This is a genomic window from Ramlibacter cellulosilyticus (assembly GCF_014297465.1).
Lineage (GTDB): Bacteria > Pseudomonadota > Gammaproteobacteria > Burkholderiales > Burkholderiaceae_C > Ramlibacter > Ramlibacter cellulosilyticus.
On the sequence record NZ_JACORT010000001.1, the window covers coordinates 592329 to 605720 of the forward strand.

Here is a 13392-nt window from a genome sequence, read left to right on the forward strand (position 1 = left end):
ACAATTTCGCGACGCCATGATGCGCCTGTCCTGGGCCCGCACCTACGCGGTCTTCCTCAAGGAGTTCCAGCAGATGATGCGGGACCGGCTCACCTTCGCCATGGCGATCGGCGTCCCCATCCTGCAGCTGGTGCTCTTCGGCTATGCCATCAACACCGATCCGCGCGGCCTGCCGACGGCGATGGTCAGCGCGGACAACGGGCCCATCGCACGCAGCATCGTGGCCACCGTGCAGAACACGGGCTACTTCCGCATCGTGCACCAGGGCACCAGCGACGCCGAGGGCGAGGCGCTGCTGGAACGCGGCGAGGTGCAGTTCCTGCTGGTCATCCCGCCGCGCTTCGGCCAGCAGGTGGTGCGCGGCGAGAAGCCATCGCTGCTGCTGGCGGTGGATGCGACCGACCCGTCGTCATCGGGTCCCGCGCTCGCCGCGCTCGATGCCGCCGCGCGCCAGGCGCTGCAGCGTGAACTCACCGGGCCGCTGCGCAGCCTGCAGGCGCAGGGCCTGCCGTTCGGGATGGTGGTGCACAAGCGCTACAACCCCGAAGGGCTCTCGCGCTACAACATCGTGCCGGGGCTGGTGGGCACCATCCTCACGATGACGATGGTCATGCTCACCTCGCTGGCGATGACGCGCGAACGCGAGCGGGGCACGATGGAGAACCTGCTCGCCACGCCCGTGCTGCCCGCGGAGGTGATGGCCGGCAAGATCCTGCCCTACGTCGTGATCGGTTACGTGCAGCTCGCGGTGATTCTCGCGGCGGCGCGGCTGCTGTTCGAGGTGCCCATGGAGGGAAGCATGGCGCTGCTGCTCGCCATGATCGGCGTCTTCATCGTCGCGAACCTGGGCGTGGGCTTCACCTTCTCGACGCTCGCGCGCAACCAGCTGCAGGCGATGCAGATGACGTTCTTCTTCTTCCTCCCCAGCATGCTGCTCTCCGGCTTCATGTTCCCCTTCCGCGGCATGCCGCAATGGGCGCAATGGCTCGGCGAGCTGCTGCCGCTCACGCACTTCCTGCGCATCGTGCGGGGCATCCTGCTGAAGGGCAACGACGCGGGGCAGCTCGTGGGCGAGCTGTGGCCCATGCTGGCGTTCATGGCGGTGGCGACGGCGGTGGCGTTGGCGCGGTATCGGCAGACGCTGGATTGAGGGGGCGGTTGCTGGGGTCGCCTGCGGCGAACCCAGCCTACCGGTCGGCGCGGGTGGGGTTGTTGTCGGCGCGGGTGTGGGTTGTTGTCGACGCGGGCGGGGGTTGTTGTCGACGGGGATGTTGTCGACGCGGGTGAGCGGTGTCGTCGACGCGGGCGTTCGTAGGCTGGGTTCGCCGCAGGCGACCCCAGCAAGCTTCACGCAGGCGGTGCCGTGGCCGCCACCACCTCCGGCGCACCCACCTTGATCGTCCCGTCCGGCCGCTCGTACGTCGCGGTGATCATTCCGCTCGCGAGCGCCCGCTGCTGGATCGCTTCCACCACCTCATCCCGCCCCGGCGTCTTGCCGAAGGGCTCGCCGGGCCCCAGCGCGAAGAGCTGGAACACGTAGCGGTGCTGCCCGTGCCCCGGCGGCGGGTCGGGCGGCAGCCAGCCGGTGCGGAAGTAGGAATTGCGGCCCTCGTGCACGTCGTCGCCCTCGTGGCCGGGGCTGTCCAGCGCGCCTTCGTGCAGGCTGCCGTCCTCGGCGGGCAGGCCGACGACGATCGCGTGCACCAGCGGCTCGCCCGTGGGCGCATCCGCGTCTTCCACGATCAGCACCAGGCTGTCCGTGCCCTGCGGCACGCCTTGCCAGTGCAAGGGCGGCGACACGCCTTCGCCGTCGGCCGTGTAGCGCGCCGGGAGGGGCGCGTGGTCGGCGAAGGCGAGGCTGCCGAGCTGCAGCAGCCCCTGGCCCGTGCGCAGGCCGCTGCGGTTGAAGGCGATCTTCTCCAGGCCCGCGCGCCGGTCGCGCAGCACGTGGCCGACCGCGGGGGGCAGTTTCTCGAGCATGGCGTCACTCCTGGCTTTCTTGTGTAACGCCGGGTTCGCGCAACGGTTGTCGGACAAGGGCGCCTCCCGCCCGGGCTGCTCGGCCACAATGCGCTCCAGCATGGCCCCTGCCGTCCCGCGCCGCATCCTGCCCGTCATCGTGCTGTCGCAGTTCGCGGGCACGTCCCTGTGGTTCGCCGTGAATGCGGTGCTGCCCGACCTGCAGCGCGGCTGGGCGCTGCCGCCCGCGGCGCTCGCGAGCCTGACCACGGCGGTGCAGCTCGGGTTCGTCGCCGGCACCCTCGTGTTCGCGCTCCTGACGCTGGCCGACCGCTTTCCGCCCACGCGCGTGTTCCTCTTCTGCGCGCTGGCGGCCGCGGCGTGCAACGCGGCGATCGCGGCGCTGGACGGGCAGTACGCGCTGTTGCTGGCCTTGCGCTTCGCGGTCGGCTTCCTGCTGGCCGGCATCTATCCGGTGGGCATGAAGATCGCGGCCAGCTGGTACCGCGAAGGACTCGGCGCCGCGCTCGGCGTGCTGATCGGCGCGCTGGTGCTCGGCACGGCCCTGCCGCACGGGTTGCGGGCGTTGGCGGGCGAGGGCGGCATGGCGTTCGCGACGGGTGGCCTGCAGCCCTGGCAATGGGTGGTGCTGTCGGTGTCGGTGCTCGCCGCGCTGGGCGGCATCGCCACCGCCAGCCTCGTGCCCGAGCACCGCATGGGCGCCGGCGCGCCGGTCCGCTTGCGCGCGCTCTCCGCGTTGTGGCGCGAGCCGCGCCTGCGCGCCTCGGTGTTCGGCTACTTCGGCCACATGTGGGAGCTGTATTCGCTGTACGTGCTGGTGCCCGTCGTCATCGCGACGCGCCACGCGGGCACGACCGTCAGCGCGCTCGCCTTCTGGACGATCGCCGCGGGCGCGCTCGGCTGCGCCGGCGGCGGCCTCTTCGTGCGCCGCTTCGGCAGCGCCCGCGTGGCCCGGTGGCAGCTCGCCACCAGCGGCGCCTGCTGCGTGCTCGCGCCGGCGATGCTCTCCGCGCCCCAGCCGCTCTTCGTCGCCTGGCTGCTGCTGTGGGGCCTCAGCGTCGCGGGCGACTCGCCGCAGTTCTCCGCGCTCACGGCCCGCAACGCGCCGCCCGAGGTGGTGGGCAGCGTCCTCACCTTCACCAACTGCATCGGCTTCGCGATTTCGGTGGCGAGCATCGAGGTGTTCGTGCGCGCCGCGCAGGCGTGGCCGCTGGCCGCCGTGCTCCCGTGGCTGGCGGTCGGCCCGCTGCTGGGCGTGCTGGCGATGCGGCCGCTGTTCCGCGCCGCGCCCTAGAATCCCGCCACACACAAAGGAGACCCTCTTGCGCCGTACCTTCCTCTCCCTGGCCGTCCTTGCCGCCGCCTCGCTGCTCGGCACCCCGGCCTTCGCCGACACCTGGCCGAGCAAGCCGATCAAGGCCATCGTGCCGTTCGCCCCCGGCAGCGCCACCGACCAGATCGGCCGCGCCTTCGCCGCCGAGATGGCGAAGACGCTGGGGCAACCCATCGTGGTGGACAACAAGCCGGGCGTGAACGGCATGCTCGGGGCGGCCGAAGTGGCCAAGGCCGCGCCCGACGGCTACACCATCCTGATCGGCACCAACAGCACCAATGCGGCGCTGAAGAGCCTGATGAAGCAGCTGCCCTACAACCAGGACACCGCCTTCGCGCCCCTGGGCTACATGGGCTCGGTGCCGCTGATCGTCGCCGTGAACAACGACGTCCCCGCGAAGAACCTGCGCGAGCTGGTCGCGCTGGCCAAGGCGAAGCCGGGCAACGTGACCTTCGCGAGCGCCAGCACCTCGCAGCTGGTCTCCACCGAGATGCTCGCCAGCATGGCCGGCGTGCAGATGACGAACGTGCCGTACAAGAGCGGTCCCGCCGCCATGACGGACCTGATCGGCGGGCAGGTGAACCTCTTCACCGCCGACTTCGCGGTGATGCTGCCGCAGGTGAAGGGCGGCAAGGTGCGCGGCCTCGCGGTCACGTCGACGAAGCGCTCGCCCGCGATCCCCGAACTGCCGACGGTCAACGAGGCGCTGGGGCTGAAGGACTACGAGCTGATCGCGTACTTCGCGATGTTCGCGCCGGCAGGCACGCCGCCGGACGTGGTCGCGAAACTGAACCAGGCCATCAACGCCGCGGCGAACAACAAGGAAGTGCAGGACAAGTTCGCGCCCATCGGCTTCGTCGTGGAACCGGGCACGCCCGACGCCCTGGCGCAGCGCACGAAGGCGGAAACGGCGAAGTGGGCGAAGGCGATCAAGGACGCGAAGATCGAGCCGCAGTAAAGTCCGTCATCCCCGCGCAGGCGGGGACCCAGGGCTTTCGAGGAAGCGGCCCGCGGGCCGCTTCTTTCGTTCGGGGAGCCCTGGGTTCCCGCCTTCGCGGCAATGACGGCTAAGCGCTCGCCGCGTCCAGCTTCCTCAAGGTCTCCGCCGGCAGCCGCAACTGCGCCGCCTGCACCAGCTCCTGCAACTGCGCCAGCGAGGTCGCACTCGCGATCGGCGAGGTGACCGCCGGCTGCGCCAGCAGCCAGGCGATCGCCACCTGCCCCGGCGTGCAGCCCGTCTCCTTCGCCGCCTGGTCCAGCGCGGCCAGGATCTTCCGCCCCCGGTCGTCCAGGTACTTCTTGACCACCATGCCGCCGCGCGGGCTCTTGGCCACGTCCGCTTCGCTGCGGTACTTGCCCGTGAGGAAGCCCGCGGCGAGCGCGTAGTAGTTCATGACGCCGACCTGTTCGCGCTGGCACAAGGCCTGCAGCTCGCGTTCGAAATCGGCGCGGTCGTACAGGTTGTACAAGGGTTGCAGCGACTCGTAGCGGGGCAGGCCCTGCCGCGCGCTCACCTGCAGCGCCTCGGCGAGGCGCGGCGCCGTGTAGTTGGAGGCACCGATCGCGCCCACCTTGCCTTCCTCGATGAGGCGCGCGAAGGCTTCCAGCGTCGCCTCCAGCGGCGTGGACTCGTCGTCCTTGTGGGCCTGGTACAGGTCGATGCGGTCCACCCGCAGGCGGCGCAGCGAGGCTTCCACCGCTTCGCGGATGCGCTGCGGTTTCAGGCCGATGCGGCCTTCGCCCATGTCCATGCCGACCTTGGTCGCGATGACGACCTTGTCGCGGCGGCCGCCCTGCGCCAGCCAGCGGCCGATCACCGTCTCCGACTCGCCGCCCGCGTGGCCCGGCGCCCAGCGCGAATACACGTCGGCGGTGTCGATGAAGTTGAAGCCCGCGTCCACCCACGCATCGAGCAGGGAGAACGAAGTCTTCTCGTCGGCCGTCCAGCCGAACACGTTGCCGCCGAAGCACAGCGGCGAGACTTGCAGGGCCGAGCGGCCCAGCTTGCGGTATTCCATCGTGGTTTCCTCAGCGTTGCGACCAGAAGGCGCGCTGCACCGCGAGCACTTCGCCGGCGATTTCCGGCACGGGCCCGAGCAGTTCCACCGGCTTCTGGCAGTGGTCGAAGACGTAGCGTGCGGGCACGCTCATCGTGGGGTTCTCGGCATGGCTGCCGGTAGCCTGCAGCAGCATCGCTTCGGTGAGCCCGAAGACCACGCGGCCGATGTTGGCCCAGTAGGCGGTGCCCGCGCACATGCAGCAGGGCTCCACCGAGGTGTAGAGCGTGCAGTCCCAGAGGTAATCGGCCGGGTAGTTCGTGGCCGCGACGCGGGCCAGCGTGGACTCGGCATGGTTCACCGTGTCGATGTTGCACTGCTCCAGCAGCACCGTCTCGTGGTCCGGCGCGACGAGGATGGCGCCGAAAGGATGGTGGCCGAGCGTGACGGCGCGCTGCGCCACTTCGTTGCAGCGGCGCAGGTGCCGCAGGACCTGCTCCTGCGAGGGGGAGCCGCGCATCCTCAGACGCCTCCGTGCGGATGCGTCGGATCGATCCAGAGCACCTGCTCCGGCTTCTCGACCGGCTCGATGTCCAGGTTGACCGCGACGGCCTGGCCGTCGCTGCGGCACAGCACGCACTCCAGCACCTCGGTCGGGCTGGCGTTGATCTCCTGGTGCGGCACGTAGGGCGGGACGTAGATGAAGTCGCCCGGACCCGCTTCGGCCGTGAACTCCAGGTGCTCGCCCCAGCGCATGCGCGCGCGGCCCTTCACCACGTAGATCACGCTCTCGAGGTGGCCGTGGTGGTGCGCGCCCGTCTTCGCGTCCGGATGGATGCTGACGGTCCCTGCCCAGAGCTTCTGCGCGCCGACGCGCGCGAAGTTGATGGCCGCCTTGCGGTCCATGCCCGGCGTCTGCGCGGTGTTCGCGTCCAGCTGGTTGCCCGGGATGACGCGCACGCCGTCGTGCTTCCAGCGCGCTTCGCCGTGCTCGTGCGGATGGTCGTGGTGGTGCTCGCTCATGGGGGCAGCGTACACGGATTGCGCCGGCAAGCACAATGCAGGCATGAGCGACGAGAACCTGCCCCTGCTGGATGCCCCCGCGCTGCGCGCGCTCGCGCAGGCGCACGACGGGCCGGGCTGCCCCGCCTGCGCGGCGATCCGCGCGCCCGGCTGGGAGGCGCTGCCCGGCGGCTTCGATGCTTCGCGGCTGCGCAAGGCCGGCACCTTGCGCGACCCGCGCGTGGACGATCCCACGCTCGAGGAATGGCACCCGCAAGGCACGCGTTCCTGGTCGCCCGAGGCGCCGGTCGCGCCGGCCTTCTTCCCGTACAACCGTTGCGACGCCTGGCAGTGCGCGGCTTGCGGGCGGCCGTTCCTGCGCTACACGGAGTACGGCGGCTACTACGTGGAGGAGCGGGTGCGCGAGCTGCATGCCGCGCTGGTCGTGGACGCGCCCCTGCCGTGACCTGCGGCTGCTGACATGCACTGTCGCGCCTGTCCGTCACGACCGCCGTGGTGGCGCGGCCATCCTGCAAGCTCCACAAGTCCAGGAGTACAGAACATGGCAACCGCAAAGAAGCAGGCTTCCTCCCGTGGCCGCAGCCAGGACCGCAGCAAGGTCGCCGGCGGGCAGAAGCACGAAGTGCAGTACGAGGCGAAGAAGACGGGCGCTTCCGCCGCCGACGTGAAGCGCGCCGTCAAGTCGGCCGGCAACAGCCGCACGAAGGTGGAGCGCGAGCTCAAGAAGTGAGCGGCCGGCCGGCCGCGCAGTCTTTGGTCTGCCCGTGCCGCGCTGACAAGGGGAACGGCTCTGCGCCTGCACGGCTGCGCCACGCGCAGGCCGTACCCTTGGTGACATGAAGAGGAAGTTCGAAACGCTCGCCCTGCTGGCCTGCCTGGCCGTGGGCGGGACGGCACACGCCGTGAAGTTGCCCAAGCCTGCGCCCATGACGCAGGCGCAGTACGAAGCCGGGAAGCGCCAGATCGAGGCGGAGTACAAGGCGAACCGCAAGCTCTGCGATGCGATGAAAGGCAAGCGGGAGGACGTCTGCGAAACGGAGGCGAAGGCCCGCGCCGAAGCGCTCGAGGCCGAGCTCGAGGCGAAGTTCAAGCCCAGCCCCGAGGCGTCCCAGAAGGCCAAGAACGTGACGGCCGATGCGAACTACCAGGCCGCGAAGGCCAAGTGCGACCTGCTGAAGGACAAGGCGAAGGACCGCTGCGTCAAGGAAGCCAAGGCCGCGCGCGAGGCGGCCATCCGCCAGGCGAAGGTGGAGAAGGTGCAGGAAACCGGCGGGGCCTTCGCGAGCAGTACCGGCAAACGCGCCATGTAGTCGTGTTCTGACAGCGGAACCTTCGCGCTTCCTACTGCTGGGGCAGGGGGCACCCGCGTTTCTGGGGTGGACCGTTCCAAAACCTCCACTCCAGAAAGGACCACCCCATGAAACAGATCACCAGCCTGGCCGTCGCCCTGTGCCTGGGATTCGCCGGTTCCGCGTTCGCGGCCGACAACACCGCCATGAGCAAGGACGCGTACAAGTCCGCGAAGGACAGGATCGAGGAGCAGGCCAAGGCGGACAAGAAGGCCTGCGACGCGATGAAGGACAACGCCAGGGACGTGTGCAAGGCCGAGGCGAAGGGCAAGGAGAAGGTCGCCAAGGCCGAACTCGACGCGCAGAACAAGCCGGGCGCCAAGGCCGACGAGAAGGTGAAGCTGGCGAAGGCCGACGCCGACTACGACGTCGCCAAGGAAAAGTGCGAGGACCAGAAGGGCGCTGCGCAGTCGGCTTGCAAGAAGGAAGCCAAGGCGGTGCACGACAAGGTGAAGGCCGAAGCGAAGGCGGACGCGAAGGCCGCGGACGCAAAGATGGACGCGAAGAAGAAGTCCTGACGCCTCGCCACGGGCAGGGGAGCTACCCCAGCCCGATCCCGCGCAGGTAGGCGTCCACCGCCTTCAGCGCGATCGGCTCGAGCTCGAACGCACCAGGATCGAGCAGCCAGTTCTGGATGAAGCCGTCCAGCAGGGCGTGCAGGCCGTGCGCCGCCACGGTGGCGGGCACGGCCAGCTTCACGCCGCGGGCCTGCGCGCTGCGCAGCAGCACGTGGCGGAAGCGGTCGGTCCACAGGTTGCGGATCTGCAGGTGCCGCGCCCGCACCGCGCACAGGCTGTCGACGTACTCCACCTTGTGCGTCGCCACTTCGAACACGCGGCGCGTCTGCGGATCGTTGACGGTCTGGCGCAGCGCGGCGCGCAGGGCCTTCTTCAGCCCGGGCAGCGGATCGTCTTCCGGCTGCGCATCCACGAGAGACAACGCACCCTGCAGGGGCATTGCGACGCGGTCCATCATCGCGTTGAACAGGTCCGCCTTGTCCTTGAAGTGCCAGTAGATCGCACCGCGCGTGGTGCCGGCCGCCTGCGCGATGTCGTTGAGCGAGGTGCCGGCGACCCCCTGCGCGAGGAACACGTGTTCCGCCGCGTCGAGCAGGGCGTGGCGGGTGGCGAGGGCTTCTTCCTTCGTGCGGCGGACCATGACCCGGCTAATATACATGCAAGTCTGCATGTATATACTCGCGCTCTTGCGCTGGCCTGCCGTCCCGGGGCCGCTTTCCGCTCCACACACGAACAACACCGATGGCTGCACGCTTGCCGCACATTCCCGCATGGTCCCTCCTGTCCCTCCTCGTCCTCGTCCTTGCCGCCTGCGGCAAGGGTGACGGCGCGCCCCAGCAGGGCGCCGGCGGCGGCATGCCGCCACCGGAAGTCGGCGTGGTGCGCGTCGCCACCGGCGACATCGGCATCGTCCGCGAGCTGCCCGGCCGCCTGGAAGCCTCCCGCGTCGCGCAGGTGCGCGCGCAGGCCACCGGCATCGTGCTCAAGCGCGAGTTCCGCGAAGGCAGCGACGTGCGCGCGGGCCAGCTCCTGTTCCGCATCGACCCCGGCCCGTACGCCGCGCAGGTGGCCAGCGCGCAGGCCAACGTGGCCAAGGCGCAGGCCGCCTTCGCCAAGGCGAACGCGCTGGAACAGCGCTACCGTCCGCTGGTCGAGGCCAACGCGATCAGCAAGCAGGAGTACGCGGACGCGGTCGCAGCCGAGAAGCAGGCCGAGGCCGACGTGGCCGCCGCGCGTGCCGCGCTGCGCGCCGCGGAGATCAACATGGGCTACACCACCGTCAATGCGCCGATCTCCGGCCGCATCGGCCGCGCGCTCGTCACCGAAGGCGCGCTCGTGAGCCAGGCCGAGGCGACGCAGCTCGCGGTCATCCAGCAGATCAACCCGCTCTACATCAACTTCACGCAGTCCGCGACCGAGGTCACGGAGCTGCGCCGCGCGCTGCAGGAAGGCCGCCTCAAGCGCGCCGGCAGCGAAGGCGCGCAGGTGCGCGTGCAGCTCGAGGACGGCAGCCTGCATCCCCAGCCCGGCCGCCTGCTGTTCGCGGACCTCACGGTGGACCAGAACACGGGCCAGGTGACGTTGCGCGCCGAGGTGCCGAACCCCGCCGGCATGCTGCTGCCCGGCATGTACGTGCGCGTGCAGATCGAGCAGGCCAAGGCCGGCAACGCGCTGCTGCTGCCGCAGCAGGCCGTGACGCGCTCGCCGCAGGGCGACACCGTGATGGTGGTGGACGCCAACGGCAACGTGAGCCAGCGCACCATCAGGATCGGCGGCGCGCAGGACAGCAAGTGGGTGGTGCTCGGTGGCCTGGCGGCCGGCGAGCAGGTGATGGTCGACGGCTTCCAGAAGCTGCGCCCCGGCGCGCCCGTGAAGCCGGTGCCCTGGGGCGCCAGCTCCGGGCCGGCCGGCACGGCTGCCGTGCCCGCGTCCGCCCCGGCTTCGGCGGCCGCCCCGGCCGCATCCGCGGCGTCCGCCCCGGCCTCCGCTGCGTCGCAGGCGAAGAAGGGCTGACCCGTCCATGGCCAAGTTCTTCATCGACCGCCCCATCTTCGCGTGGGTGATCGCGCTGTTCATCATCGTGATCGGCGGCGTCGCCGTCACCCGGCTGCCGATCGCGCAGTACCCGCCGGTGGCGCCGCCCGCCATCGTGCTGACCGCCACCTACCCGGGCGCCTCCGCGAGCACGCTGGAACAGAGCGTGATCAGCGTGATCGAGCAGGAAATGAACGGCTCGCCCGGCATCATGTACATGGAGTCGGTCACGCAGGCCAACGGCGTGGGCCAGATCACCATCAGCTTCGAGCCGGGCACCAATCCGGCGCTGGCGCAGGTGGACGTGCAGAACCGGCTGGCGCGCGCGACGCCGCGCCTGCCTTCGGCGGTGACGCAGCAAGGCGTGCGCGTCGAGCAGTCGCGCTCCAACTTCCTGCTGTTCACGATCCTGTCCTCGGACGACCCGAACTTCACGCCCGTGGACCTCGGCGACTACGCGGCGCGCAACATCCTGCCGGAGATCCAGCGCATCCCCGGCGTCGGCCAGGCGCAGCTGTTCGGCACCGAAGCGGCGATGCGCGTCTGGATCGACCCGGACAAGCTGGTCGGCTTCAACATGTCGGTGGCGGAAGTCAACGCCGCCATCCGCGCGCAGAACGCGCAGGTGTCCGCCGGCACGATCGGTGACCTTCCGAACATCCCCGGCCAGACCATGGCGGCCACCATCGTGGTGCCCGGCCAGCTGACCAGCGTCGAGCAGTTCGGCAACATCGTGCTGCGCTCCTCGCCCGGCGGCGCCACGGTGCGCCTGAAGGACGTGGCGCGGGTCGAGCTGAACGCCCAGTCCTTCGCGACCGCCGCGCGCCTGAACGGCAAGCCCTCCACCGGCATCGGCGTGCAGCTCGCCTCCTCGGGCAACGCGCTCGCCACCGCCGACGCCATCCGCAAGCGCATGGGCGAACTCGCCCCGTACTTCCCGCGCGGCATGAAGTGGGACATCCCGTACGACAGCTCGCGCTTCATCAGGATCTCGATCACGCAGGTGGTGGAGACGCTGGTCGAGGCGGTGGTGCTCGTGTTCCTGGTGATGTTCCTGTTCCTGCAGAACTGGCGCTACACCATCATCCCGACGCTCGTCGTGCCCGTGGCCCTGCTGGGTACCTTCGGCGCGCTGCTCGCCCTGGGCTTCTCGATCAACGTGCTCACCATGTTCGGCATGGTGCTGGTGATCGGCATCGTGGTGGACGACGCCATCGTGGTGGTGGAGAACGTCGAGCGGATCATGAGCCACGAGGGGCTGCCGCCACGCGAAGCCACGCGCAAGGCCATGGGCCAGATCCAGGGCGCCATCATCGGCGTGACCGTGGTGCTGATCTCGGTGTTCGTGCCGCTCGCCTTCTTCGCGGGCTCGACCGGCAACATCTACCGGCAGTTCTCCGCCGTGATGGTGGCCTCGATCGCGTTCTCGGCACTGATGGCCCTGTCGCTCACGCCGGCGCTGTGCGCGACGCTGCTCAAGCCGGTGGAGGCCGGCCACCACGAGGAGAAGCGCGGCTTCTTCGGCGCCTTCAACCGCTTCTTCACGCGCACCGCCAAGGGCTACGAGGGCTGGGTGGCGCGCCTGCTGAAGCGCGGCGGCCGGATGATGATCATCTACGGCGTGATCGCCGCCGTGGCCGCGCTCATCTACACGCGCCTGCCCACGTCCTTCCTGCCGCAGGAAGACCAGGGCAACATCATCGTGAACGTGCAGCTGCCCCCGGGCGCGACCCTGCAGCGCACGACGGCCGTCATGGAGCAGGTGGAGAGCTTCATCCTGAAGCAGCCCGAGGTGCAGAGCATGGTGGGCGTGCTGGGCTTCTCGTTCTCCGGCCAGGGCCAGAACGCGGGCCTCGCCTTCGTGACGCTGAAGGACTGGGACCAGCGCAAGGGCGAGGAGCACTCGGCGCAGGCGCTGGCGGGCCGCGCGTTCGGCGCGCTGTCCGGCATCCGCGACGCCTTCATCTTCCCGCTCAGCCCGCCGCCGATCCCGGAACTGGGCGTGGCGTCCGGCTTCACCTTCCGCCTGCAGGACCGCGGCGGCAACGGCCACGACGCGCTGGTCGCCGCGCGCAACCAGCTGCTCGGCCTGGCCGCGCAGAGCAAGGTGCTGGCGCAGGTGCGCCCCGACGGCCTGGAAGACGCGCCGCAGCTGCAGGTGGACATCGACCGCGAGAAGGCGCAGGCGCTGGGCGTCACCTTCGATGCGATCAACGCCACGCTGTCGACGGCGCTGGGCTCGTCGTACATCAACGACTTCCCCAACCGCGGCCGCCTGCAGCGCGTGGTGGTGCAGGCCGATGCGCCTGCCCGCATGCAGCCGGAGGACCTGCTGCGCCTGAACGTGCCGAGCACGCAAGGCAACGTGGTGCCGCTGGGGACGTTCGCGAAGACGCGCTGGGTGACCGGCTCCATGCAGAACGTGCGCTACAACGGCTATCCGGCGATGCGCATCTCCGGCTCGCCCGCACCGGGCTACAGCACGGGCGCGGCGATGGCGGAGATGGAACGCCTGGCGGCGCAGCTGCCCGCCGGCTTCGCGTACGAATGGACCGGCCAGTCGCGCGAGGAAAAGCTCGCGGGCGCGCAGGCGCTCGTGCTGTACGGCTTCGCCATCCTGGCGGTGTTCCTGTGCCTCGCGGCGCTGTACGAGAGCTGGTCGATCCCGCTCGCGGTGATCCTGGTGGTGCCGCTGGGGGTGCTGGGCGTTCTGCTCGCCACCTTGTTCCGCGGCTACGCCAACGACGTGTACTTCCAGGTGGGCCTGATCACGATCATCGGCCTGTCGGCGAAGAACGCCATCCTGATCATCGAGTTCGCCAAGGACCTGCAGGCGCAGGGCAAGAGCGTCATCGAGTCGGCGCTGGCGGCGGCGCACCTGCGCTTCCGGCCGATCGTCATGACGTCCATGGCCTTCGGCCTCGGCGTGCTGCCGCTGGCCATCGCGTCCGGCGCCGGCTCCGCCAGCCAGCGCGCCATCGGCACCGGCGTGCTGGGCGGCATGCTCACCGGCACGACCCTGGCCGTGTTCTTCGTCCCGGTCTTCTTCGTGGTGGTGCGCGGCTACTTCAAGGGCAGCGAGCGCCAGCGCAAGCTGTACACGCACGAACTGGAGCGCGAGATGCCCGCGGGTGCCACGGCGGGAGACCAGGTATGAG

14 protein-coding genes are annotated in these 13392 nt (G+C 70.0%); 9 read left to right on the forward strand and 5 right to left on the reverse strand.

Annotated features, from left to right (window positions below; genetic code table 11):
- Positions 1–16: 16 nt before the first annotated feature.
- Complete coding sequence (locus tag H8N03_RS02925) at positions 17–1150, forward strand: ABC transporter permease (protein WP_187074616.1); 1134 nt, start codon at positions 17–19, stop codon at positions 1148–1150.
- Positions 1151–1347: 197 nt separating this feature from the next.
- On the opposite strand, the gene H8N03_RS02930 is transcribed toward H8N03_RS02925, so the two are convergent.
- Positions 1348–1980, reverse strand: coding sequence for a YbhB/YbcL family Raf kinase inhibitor-like protein (locus tag H8N03_RS02930; protein WP_187074617.1), 633 nt, complete (start codon positions 1978–1980; stop codon positions 1348–1350).
- Positions 1981–2080: 100 nt separating this feature from the next.
- Between H8N03_RS02930 and H8N03_RS02935 the strand changes: the two genes are divergently transcribed.
- The gene (locus H8N03_RS02935) at positions 2081–3274 is read left to right on the forward strand and encodes an MFS transporter (protein WP_222622793.1); all 1194 of its coding nucleotides are present in this window, start codon (positions 2081–2083) and stop codon (positions 3272–3274) included.
- 28 nt (positions 3275–3302) lie between these two features.
- Complete coding sequence (locus tag H8N03_RS02940) at positions 3303–4271, forward strand: Bug family tripartite tricarboxylate transporter substrate binding protein (RefSeq protein WP_255428017.1); 969 nt, start codon at positions 3303–3305, stop codon at positions 4269–4271.
- A gap of 109 nt (positions 4272–4380) precedes the next feature.
- On the opposite strand, the gene H8N03_RS02945 is transcribed toward H8N03_RS02940, so the two are convergent.
- The 3 genes from H8N03_RS02945 to H8N03_RS02955 are packed head-to-tail and all read right to left on the reverse strand — an operon-like array spanning position 4381 to position 6333.
- Entirely contained in the window at positions 4381–5331 is a 951-nt protein-coding gene (locus tag H8N03_RS02945; RefSeq protein WP_187074619.1) for an aldo/keto reductase, read from the reverse strand.
- 10 nt (positions 5332–5341) lie between these two features.
- Positions 5342–5830: a nucleoside deaminase gene (locus tag H8N03_RS02950; protein ID WP_187074620.1), complete on the reverse strand. Its 489-nt coding sequence runs from the start codon at positions 5828–5830 to the stop codon at positions 5342–5344.
- Positions 5831–5832: 2 nt separating this feature from the next.
- The gene (locus H8N03_RS02955) at positions 5833–6333 is read right to left on the reverse strand and encodes a cupin domain-containing protein (protein ID WP_187074621.1); all 501 of its coding nucleotides are present in this window, start codon (positions 6331–6333) and stop codon (positions 5833–5835) included.
- Positions 6334–6376: 43 nt separating this feature from the next.
- Here H8N03_RS02955 and H8N03_RS02960 point away from each other — a divergent pair, with 43 nt between their 5' ends.
- From H8N03_RS02960 to H8N03_RS02975, 4 genes are all read left to right on the forward strand, one after another.
- Entirely contained in the window at positions 6377–6778 is a 402-nt protein-coding gene (locus H8N03_RS02960; RefSeq protein ID WP_187074622.1) for a hypothetical protein, read from the forward strand.
- Positions 6779–6874: 96 nt separating this feature from the next.
- Entirely contained in the window at positions 6875–7063 is a 189-nt protein-coding gene (locus H8N03_RS02965) for a DUF3606 domain-containing protein (protein WP_187074623.1), read from the forward strand.
- A 106-nt stretch (positions 7064–7169) separates the two neighbouring features.
- A complete protein-coding gene (locus H8N03_RS02970) occupies positions 7170–7643 on the forward strand; it encodes a hypothetical protein (RefSeq protein ID WP_187074624.1) in 474 nt (157 codons plus the stop codon).
- Positions 7644–7750: 107 nt separating this feature from the next.
- Entirely contained in the window at positions 7751–8200 is a 450-nt protein-coding gene (locus tag H8N03_RS02975; RefSeq protein ID WP_187074625.1) for a hypothetical protein, read from the forward strand.
- Between the two features lie 22 nt (positions 8201–8222).
- Here the strand turns inward: H8N03_RS02975 and H8N03_RS02980 are convergent, their stop codons facing one another.
- Complete coding sequence (locus H8N03_RS02980) at positions 8223–8840, reverse strand: TetR family transcriptional regulator (protein WP_187074626.1); 618 nt, start codon at positions 8838–8840, stop codon at positions 8223–8225.
- Positions 8841–8941: 101 nt separating this feature from the next.
- On the opposite strand from H8N03_RS02980, the gene H8N03_RS02985 reads away from it, so the two are divergent.
- Together H8N03_RS02985 and H8N03_RS02990 are read left to right on the forward strand one after the other, a co-directional pair.
- Positions 8942–10213: an efflux RND transporter periplasmic adaptor subunit gene (locus tag H8N03_RS02985; RefSeq protein WP_187074627.1), complete on the forward strand. Its 1272-nt coding sequence runs from the start codon at positions 8942–8944 to the stop codon at positions 10211–10213.
- Positions 10214–10220: 7 nt separating this feature from the next.
- The gene (locus H8N03_RS02990; protein ID WP_187074628.1) at positions 10221–13391 is read left to right on the forward strand and encodes an efflux RND transporter permease subunit; all 3171 of its coding nucleotides are present in this window, start codon (positions 10221–10223) and stop codon (positions 13389–13391) included.
- Position 13392 lies beyond the last annotated feature (1 nt).

Bases quoted from the DNA above. Each gene is read 5' to 3' on its own strand.
- H8N03_RS02925 (WP_187074616.1), top strand. From the start codon at position 17: ATGATGCGCCTGTCCTGGGCCCGCACCTACGCGGTCTTCCTCAAGGAG.
- H8N03_RS02930 (WP_187074617.1), bottom strand. From the start codon at position 1,980: ATGCTCGAGAAACTGCCCCCCGCGGTCGGCCACGTGCTGCGCGACCGG.
- H8N03_RS02935 (WP_222622793.1), top strand. From the start codon at position 2,081: ATGGCCCCTGCCGTCCCGCGCCGCATCCTGCCCGTCATCGTGCTGTCG.
- H8N03_RS02945 (WP_187074619.1), bottom strand. From the start codon at position 5,331: ATGGAATACCGCAAGCTGGGCCGCTCGGCCCTGCAAGTCTCGCCGCTG.
- H8N03_RS02950 (WP_187074620.1), bottom strand. From the start codon at position 5,830: ATGCGCGGCTCCCCCTCGCAGGAGCAGGTCCTGCGGCACCTGCGCCGC.
- H8N03_RS02955 (WP_187074621.1), bottom strand. From the start codon at position 6,333: ATGAGCGAGCACCACCACGACCATCCGCACGAGCACGGCGAAGCGCGC.
- H8N03_RS02960 (WP_187074622.1), top strand. From the start codon at position 6,377: ATGAGCGACGAGAACCTGCCCCTGCTGGATGCCCCCGCGCTGCGCGCG.
- H8N03_RS02965 (WP_187074623.1), top strand. From the start codon at position 6,875: ATGGCAACCGCAAAGAAGCAGGCTTCCTCCCGTGGCCGCAGCCAGGAC.
- H8N03_RS02970 (WP_187074624.1), top strand. From the start codon at position 7,170: ATGAAGAGGAAGTTCGAAACGCTCGCCCTGCTGGCCTGCCTGGCCGTG.
- H8N03_RS02975 (WP_187074625.1), top strand. From the start codon at position 7,751: ATGAAACAGATCACCAGCCTGGCCGTCGCCCTGTGCCTGGGATTCGCC.
- H8N03_RS02980 (WP_187074626.1), bottom strand. From the start codon at position 8,840: ATGGTCCGCCGCACGAAGGAAGAAGCCCTCGCCACCCGCCACGCCCTG.
- H8N03_RS02985 (WP_187074627.1), top strand. From the start codon at position 8,942: ATGGCTGCACGCTTGCCGCACATTCCCGCATGGTCCCTCCTGTCCCTC.
- H8N03_RS02990 (WP_187074628.1), top strand. From the start codon at position 10,221: ATGGCCAAGTTCTTCATCGACCGCCCCATCTTCGCGTGGGTGATCGCG.